The following is a 3,639-nucleotide window of genomic DNA, read 5'->3' on the forward strand; positions in this document are numbered from 1 at the left end:
TTCCGGCTGTCTGTGCGCCGCCAGGGACTCGAACCCCGGACCCGCTGATTAAGAGTCAGCTGCTCTAACCAACTGAGCTAGCGGCGCCTGCTGACGTGGAGAACATTACCTGGTCAGCGGCCGAAACACACAATCGGCCCGGACTGCCCCGGTCCGCTCAGGCCGTGAGCACCACCTTGCCCCGGACATGCCCGGTCCCGACCAGCCGGTGCGCCTCCCCGGCCTTCTCCAGCGGCAGCGTCTCGGCGATCTCCAGCCGCAGCCCGCCCGCCTCCCACAGCCGCACCAGCTCGGCCAGCCGCTCGGCCGTGCGCGGCCCCCGCAGCCCCCGGACACCCAGCCGCTCGGCCTCCGGGTAGTCGACCACGGTGCCGATCCGGTCCCGGTCGGCGACCAGCTCGACGGAGGCCGCCAGGGCGCCCCGCCCGGCCGCGTCGAACGCCGCGTCCACCCCCTGGGGCGCGACCGCGCGGACCCGCTCGACCAGCCCCTCGCCGTACGTGACCGGGACCGCGCCCAGCTCGCGCAGGTAGTCGTGGTTGCGCTCGCTCGCGGTGCCGATCACGGTGGCGCCCCGGGCCCCGGCGAGCTGGACGGCGACGGTGCCGACCCCGCCGGCGGCGCCGTGCACCAGCACGGTGTCGCCGGGGCCGACCCCGAGCAGGGCGAGCGCCAGGTGGGCGGTCTGGCCGGAGGCGGAGAGCGCGCCGGCCTGCTCCCAGGGCATCCCGGCGGGCTTGGCCACCAGCTGGGCGGCGTCCACCGTGACCAGCTCGGCCTGGCACCCCAGCATCCGGAAGCCCAGCACCTCGTCGCCGACCCGCCAGCCGTCGACGTCCGGCCCGAGCCGGTCCACCACCCCGGCGAACTCGTTGCCGAGGACGAACGGCGACTCGACCACCAGTCCCGGCGGGCGGAAGCCCTCCCGGATCGCCAGGTCCACCGGCTGCACCCCGGCGGCGTACACCTGCACCCGGACCTCGCCCGCTCCGGGCTCGGGGTCGGGCACCTCGGTGACCCGCAGGACCTCGGGACCGCCGGGCCTCGGTACGGTGACCGCCTTCATGGGGACTCCTCTCGCCGGTTCGCTGGTCGAACGTCCCCGATCCTCGAACCTGAAGCGCGCTTGAGGTCAAGCGCCGGTTCGGCGCGCCCCACCTATGGGGCGCATTGTCAGATCTATCCTGGGCGGCGCTCAGCCGTCTGTGGCCGATCCGTCGCCGATTCCGCCACCGATCCGCCGTCGAGAGGAACCTCCCCGTGGGCCAGCTGCCCCTGTTCTTCATGGTGCCGCTCGCCTCCGTGGTGACCATGCCGCTCGCCCGCAGGGAGCAGGCCGTGCGCCGACTCTGGTGGCGGGCCGCCAAGGCCGGGCTCAAGCAGCTCGGCGAACTGGAGGAGCAGGACCGGCTGCCCGCCGAGGTCGCCGACCGCCTGCGGGACCGTCAGCACGACCGGCTGGCCCGGCTCTGCCCGGAGAACCACGCCGAGGAGGAGGCCGCCGAGGCGAAGCAGCGCCAGGCCCAGTGGCGGGCCGCCGCCGAGGTCGAGCAGGAGATGATCGCCGCCTCCCGGCGCGAGATGCTCATCGCCCGCAGTGAGCTCGGCGCCGACCCGGAACTGGTCGACCACGTGCTGCGCGGGCTGGACCCGCGCTCGGAACGGAAGTGACGGACCGGCGGAAGTGACGGGCGGTCCGCGCACGCCGGTCGGAATGTGCGCGACCCCCTCCGGGGTTGCATAGGCTGAACCCGGGCAGGCCGTCAACGGAGTCGGCGCACCACCAGTACCGCCACGACCTCGCGAACACACCCTCACGCCTGGCCCTGCCGGTTTCTGCACCCAGATGAATCGAGGACCCACCGATGTCGGAGACCCGCGCCGACGCCCGCACCCCGCTCGACCGCACCCCGCAGTGGGCCGCCCTGGCCAAGCACCGGTCCGAGCTGGGCGAGACCCACCTGCGCGAGCTGTTCGCCGCCGACCCCGAGCGCGGCCGCACCCACACCCTGCAGGTCGGCGACCTGCACGTGGACTACGCCAAGCACCTGGTCACCGACGAGACGCTGGAGCTGCTGCGCGAGCTCGCCGCCGCCACCGGCGTCGCCGAGCTGCGGGACGCCATGTTCCGCGGCGAGAAGATCAACATCACCGAGCGGCGCGCCGTCCTGCACACCGCGCTGCGCGCCCCGCGCGACGCCGTCATCGAGGTCGACGGCGTCAACGTCGTCCCCGGCGTGCACGCCGTCCTGGACAGGATGGCCGCCTTCGCCGACCGGGTCCGCAGCGGCGAGTGGAAGGGCCACACCGGCAAGCCGATCCGCACCGTGGTCAACATCGGCATCGGCGGCTCCGACCTGGGCCCGGCGATGGCCTACGAGGTGCTCCGCCCGTACACCAAGCGCGACCTGGACGTCCGCTTCGTGTCCAACGTGGACGGCGCCGACCTGCACGAGGCGGTCCGCGACCTCGACCCGGCCGAGACGCTGTTCATCGTCGCCTCGAAGACCTTCACCACCATCGAGACCATCACCAACGCGGTCTCCGCCCGGTCCTGGCTGCTCGACGGCCTGGGCGCCGGCACCGAGGCGGTGGCCAAGCACTTCGTCGCGCTGTCCACCAACGCCCAGGGCGTCCAGGACTTCGGCATCGACACCGCCAACATGTTCGAGTTCTGGGACTGGGTCGGCGGCCGCTACTCCTACGACTCCGCGATCGGCCTCTCGCTGATGATCGCCATCGGCCCGGACGCCTTCCGCGAGATGCTGGACGGCTTCCACCTGGTCGACGAGCACTTCCGCACCGCCCCGCCGGAGCGGAACGTCCCGCTGCTGCTCGGCCTGCTGGGCGTCTGGTACGGCGCGTTCTTCGACGCCCAGGCGCACGCGGTGCTGCCCTACTCGCACTACCTGTCCAAGTTCACCGCCTACCTGCAGCAGCTGGACATGGAGTCCAACGGCAAGTCGGTGACCCGCGACGGCACCCCGGTCGGCTGGCAGACCGGCCCGGTGGTCTGGGGCACCCCCGGCACCAACGGCCAGCACGCCTACTACCAGCTGCTGCACCAGGGCACCAAGGTGATCCCGGCCGACTTCATCGGCTTCGCCAAGCCGGTCGCCGACCTGCTCCCCGGCCTGGTCGCCCAGCACGACCTGCTGCTGGCCAACTTCTTCGCCCAGACCCAGGCGCTGGCCTTCGGCAAGACCCCGGAGGAGGTCGCCGCCGAGGGCGTGCCGGCCGAGCTCGTCCCGCACAAGACCTTCAAGGGCAACCACCCGACCACCACCATCCTGGCCGCCGAGCTGACCCCCTCGGTGCTGGGCCAGCTGGTCGCGCTGTACGAGCACAAGGTGTTCGTCCAGGGCGCGATCTGGAACATCGACTCCTTCGACCAGTGGGGCGTCGAGCTGGGCAAGGTGCTCGCCAAGCGGATCGAGCCGGTGCTGCTCACCGGTGAGGGCGGCGAGCAGCTGGACAGCTCCACCGCCGAGCTGGTCGCCCGCTACCGCGCGCTGCGCGGCCGCTGAGCCCCGGCCGGGCCGTCCGCTCCGGCGGGCTGCCCGGCCCCGCCCTTGCATGAATGCGCGGAAACGCCGGAAGGCCCTTCGCTCTCGCGAAGGGCCTTCCGGCTGTCTGTGC

General features: G+C 72.7%; 3 protein-coding genes and 1 tRNA gene. 2 read left to right on the forward strand and 2 right to left on the reverse strand.

The genetic code is table 11. The features are described from left to right. Positions 1 to 13: 13 nt before the first annotated feature. Positions 14 to 87, reverse strand: a tRNA-Lys gene (locus ACWCYO_RS40365). A gap of 70 nt (positions 88 to 157) precedes the next feature. After that, positions 158 to 1,066, reverse strand: a complete 909-nt coding sequence (locus ACWCYO_RS40370; protein WP_449787018.1) for an NADP-dependent oxidoreductase — start codon at positions 1,064 to 1,066, stop codon at positions 158 to 160. Between the two features lie 194 nt (positions 1,067 to 1,260). On the opposite strand from ACWCYO_RS40370, the gene ACWCYO_RS40375 reads away from it, so the two are divergent. Next, complete coding sequence (locus tag ACWCYO_RS40375; protein ID WP_449787019.1) at positions 1,261 to 1,671, forward strand: hypothetical protein; 411 nt, start codon at positions 1,261 to 1,263, stop codon at positions 1,669 to 1,671. Between the two features lie 194 nt (positions 1,672 to 1,865). Then, on the forward strand, positions 1,866 to 3,527 hold the full coding sequence (gene pgi, locus ACWCYO_RS40380) for a glucose-6-phosphate isomerase (protein WP_270146808.1): 1,662 nt from the start codon (positions 1,866 to 1,868) through the stop codon (positions 3,525 to 3,527). Positions 3,528 to 3,639 lie beyond the last annotated feature (112 nt).

The sequence above is a fragment of the Kitasatospora sp. NPDC001683 genome, assembly GCF_053596495.1.